At 41.5% G+C, this 4,083-nt stretch carries 5 protein-coding genes; 1 reads left to right on the plus strand and 4 read right to left on the minus strand.

What is annotated here, in order from left to right:
- A partial coding sequence (locus tag A3735_RS31165) for a hypothetical protein (RefSeq protein WP_197485942.1) occupies positions 1-422 on the plus strand: 422 nt, incomplete at its 5' end.
- Positions 423-516: 94 nt separating this feature from the next.
- On the opposite strand, the gene A3735_RS19390 is transcribed toward A3735_RS31165, so the two are convergent.
- The 4 genes from A3735_RS19390 to dusA form a co-directional block, all read right to left on the minus strand.
- The gene (locus A3735_RS19390; RefSeq protein WP_068506491.1) at positions 517-1,233 is read right to left on the minus strand and encodes a glycerophosphodiester phosphodiesterase; all 717 of its coding nucleotides are present in this window, start codon (positions 1,231-1,233) and stop codon (positions 517-519) included.
- A 27-nt stretch (positions 1,234-1,260) separates the two neighbouring features.
- Positions 1,261-1,701 (minus strand): TerB family tellurite resistance protein, encoded by a 441-nt coding sequence (locus A3735_RS19395; protein WP_068506495.1) that lies wholly within the window; start codon positions 1,699-1,701, stop codon positions 1,261-1,263.
- A complete protein-coding gene (gene tal / locus A3735_RS19400) occupies positions 1,698-2,654 on the minus strand; it encodes a transaldolase (protein ID WP_068506497.1) in 957 nt (318 codons plus the stop codon). The genes A3735_RS19395 and tal overlap by 4 nt, the downstream gene beginning before the upstream one ends.
- A gap of 77 nt (positions 2,655-2,731) precedes the next feature.
- Positions 2,732-3,748, minus strand: coding sequence for a tRNA dihydrouridine(20/20a) synthase DusA (gene dusA, locus A3735_RS19405; protein ID WP_068633830.1), 1,017 nt, complete (start codon positions 3,746-3,748; stop codon positions 2,732-2,734).
- Between the last annotated feature and the right edge of the window lie 335 nt (positions 3,749-4,083).

Consider the following 4,083-nt stretch of genomic DNA (forward strand, 5'->3'; position numbering starts at 1 on the left):
TTGACGATCCTAGTTCTTTATTTAACTCTCAAGAAACGCGGGCAGTCTATATCGAGGACAATAAGCCTACAGATGATGGAGAACCAACAAAGTATCTGATACAGCAAGCCACAGAAGATGAGCTAATGATGAAAGTCTTGCCGCAACAAGTCGCAGGCCAGAGTGACTTTGCGTTATTAAGTGTGTATGACTCGCTCGTCGATATAATGCCTATCGGTGTGACGGATCAAGATTCAGACGGGATGCCGGGAATATTCGAGATGCTTTACGGCTTGGATGATAGTGACCCAAGCGATAAGTTCAAAGACTTGGATAAGGATAATTTAACAAATATCGAAGAGTATCTGTTAAATACTAAACCTGACAATTCGGACTCTAATGATAATGGGGTTTCAGATTTTCAGGAAGCGTATTTGAATTAAAGATGAAGGCTAAGGGTGATTATGTTCCGCTCTTAGCCTTATGGTAAGTAGCCGTTTTTGGCTTGCCTAGCTTAGTTGTTTGAAAGCGCGATATCTAATTAAAGTGATGCAGTGCAGAGCTCGGAATATCAGTGATAATACTATGAACGCCCATTGCTTTTAGGGTTTCCATTCTTTCAATACTATTCACCGTCCAACATGATACCTCAAGCCCATAAGATTTTGCGTTTCTCAATAAGGTTGGGCTAATCAACCTGTTGTTGATGACCAGTAGCTTGCAATCGAGCGATACAGCGGTCTTCAATGGCCTGCGATACCGGTATTCTGCGACATAGCCGGTGTCTATTTCTGGCGATAATCGGTTTATTTCATGTAGAATCCAGCGGCTGGCAGAAGTAACCGTTGCCTTATCATAAAGATTATTGCTGCGAAAAAAATCTTGTAATCGCTTTACAATTAGTTTCAATACATGCCGATGATCGTTCTTTACTTCAAATTGCCAGCTTCGAGTATTTGGTACGCTATCTACCACTTCTTGTAGGTGTGGAATGTAACAGGGAGAGTGCCAGCCTGGTGTATTATGTCGGGAATCAACTTTGCTTAGAAAAGAATAGGGATAATGAGCTATCTTGCCTTGCAGGTTGCTTGTGCGTGACAAATTTCGGTCGTGATAGACTACCAACTCTCCATCTGAAGATAATTGAATGTCTAACTCGAAATCCAAACAGCCATTTGATTGAGCATGAATAAAGCCCGTTACAGTGTTTTCCGGCGCTTCGTTCCGAGCACCTCTATGTCCGATAATTATCATTTATGACGTCCGTTCTAAAACTAAGTGCTATATATTACTAGCTTCGTGTTTCGCTTTGATGAACAGGGTGTGAGGTATATAAATCAAATCACTGACCTTTCTGATCAGGTGCTCTTCATAACGATCAATATCGCTATCAGCGTAAGCAATTTTCCACATCGCAAGAATTAAGCGATATTTTGAGTCGCTATCAAACTTTTTATTTATAAGGTCGGTATGTTCCCAAAGCGAGGTGGCAGAGCGAGATAGTTCGCGCGCTTCACGGATTAAAGCGTCAGTGTCACTGATTGAAAGCTGAAACGCAGATGCACAATGCTCTTGAAGTACCAGCCACTCAGACTCGGTTTGTTTATGGTCCGCATTAATAACCTCAATTAATAATGCGGTAGCAACTGTAGAAATGTCAGTTTCAGATAGTGCTTGGTCTTGATTTGATTGTGTTATTTTGGCAATTAAACGCTGAATCATTCTGGGTGGTCTCTGAGCAAGCCTTCTAAGGCTACTTGGTCAATAGCAAATTTTCTGATGCCTTCAGCTAGTTTTTCAGTTGCCATTGGAGATTGGTTCATATTCCAGCGAAAGCTTGCTTGATCAGTTACTAAACCTTGTGTCGAAGTCGAATTTGGTACAATCAGCTTTCGTTCGAGGCTACCATTGTCACAAGATAGTTGTTTCAGTAGTTCCGGGCTAATGGTAAGCCGGTCACAGCCAGCTAGTTGCTCAATTTCATCAGTATTTCTAAAGCTTGCACCCATTACAACAGTGCTAAAGCCGTGTTGTTTATAATAATTATAAATTTCTGAAACCGAAATGACGCCAGGGTCTTCATGCGGAAGATATTGGTCTTTGTCGGTGTTTGCTTTATACCAGTCAAGTATGCGACCTACGAAGGGTGAAATTAAGAAGGCGCCAGACTCTGCAGCTGCTTTAGCTTGCACAAAGTCAAACAATAAGGTTAAGTTGCAATTGATGCCTTCTTTCTCCAGCTGCTCAGCCGCTTTAATTCCTTCCCATGTGGAGGCTATCTTGATAAGAATTCTACTCTTACTAACGCCGCTATCCTCATAAAGTTGAATCAAGGACTTAGCTTTGGCTACTGTGGCAGGGGTATCAAAGGAAAGGCGAGCATCTACTTCAGTGGAAACTCTGCCTGGAACGACTTTTGATATTTCGGTACCAATTGATACTGCTAGGTGGTCGCATGCCAAAGAAAGCTGCTCTTGGTCACTCTTGCCCTGGCTAGATCCATAGTTAATTGCGTTGTCAATTAAGGGGCGGTATTGAGGGAGGGGGGCAGCCTTAAGTATTAATGATGGGTTAGTTGTTGCGTCTTGTGGCTGCCATTTTTTTATCGCGTCAATGTCACCTGTATCTGCGACTACGGTAGTGTACTGTCTTAACTGTTCTAATTTACTTGCCATTGATTTCTGATTTCCTTTTTGTATTCCATATCTATAAACGATAGCAGCTTTTTAGCTTAAGAATATGACAATCCCAATCATTTTTCAGGCACAAGAGAAAGCGCCTGTTCTAGCGTTTTAAGATCGGCTCCATCTTTGTATGCGTTTTCACTTAAATACCGGCGAAATTGTTTGCCACCGGATTGTCCATGAAAGAGGCCTAATAAATGGCGAGTAATGTAATGAAGCTTTTGACCCCCTTTAAGCTGTGTTTCAATGTAAGGCATCATGTCGTGAATAATGTCGTGACGGCTTTTACCATGGGGTTTTGCTCCAAACAATTGTTCGTCGACGCTAGAAAGTAACCATGGGTGCTGGTAGGCTTCGCGTCCAACCATTACTCCATCAACTAGCTTAAGGTGTTGCTTGCACGAATCGATAGACTTTATTCCGCCGTTAATAATGATTTCAAGGTCCTTAAATTCCTTTTTTAGGCGATAGACATATTCATACTTTAGAGGTGGGATTTCTCTGTTTTCTTTTGGACTTAAGCCATCAAGAATGGCGATACGCGCATGAACGATAAAAGTTTTACATCCGTCCTCAGCGATTTTCGATACGAAATCACGAACAAACTCATAGCTATCATGTTCATCTATTCCAATTCGATGCTTAACAGTGATCGGGATGTCTACAGTATTTTTCATCGCAGAAATACATTGCTTAACGAGGTCAGCGTGAGCCATTAAGCAAGCGCCAATCATGTTATTTTGCACTCTGTCGCTTGGGCAGCCAACGTTTAAATTGATCTCGTCATAGCCAAATTGAGCGGCAATTTCTGCGCATCGTGATAACTCGGACGGCTTACTCCCACCAAGCTGAAGTGCAATAGGGTGTTCTTCATTGTTATACCTGAGAAATCGATCAGCACCCCCATGGATAATTGCGCCAGTAGTCACCATTTCGGTATAAAGAAGGGTATGTTTTGAAAGTAGGCGTGCCATATAGCGATAGTGGCGATCAGTCCAATCCATCATCGGGGCGACTGAAAACTTGCGGCTAGGCTCAATAGCTGGTGAACTATTTTTCTGTGATGGCTCTGAGTTGTTAATCATAAGGGTCGAAAAGAAGAAATTTGGAATCTACGGTTAATTAAACCAAGTTTAACACACTCTAAGTCACTAATTTTTATTAGTTGTTTGATAAATCTTTAAAGAAATGTGTTCAATATCATGATTGTTGCTTTGATATACACGTATAATTATCGTCATTGCCTTAAGGGTTTGTATTCTTTCTTCTCAATAGTTCGATCATAGCCGCGCATCTAAAGGACTAAAATATTCATGCTCGCCCGCTCTTATAAAACTTTATCTGTCATATCTCTAAGTTTCATTTTAATTGCTTGTGGTAGGCAGGATGATTTGATAATTCCCGCCGAAGTTGAACCCGA

Source organism: Oleiphilus sp. HI0061 (genome assembly GCF_001635675.1).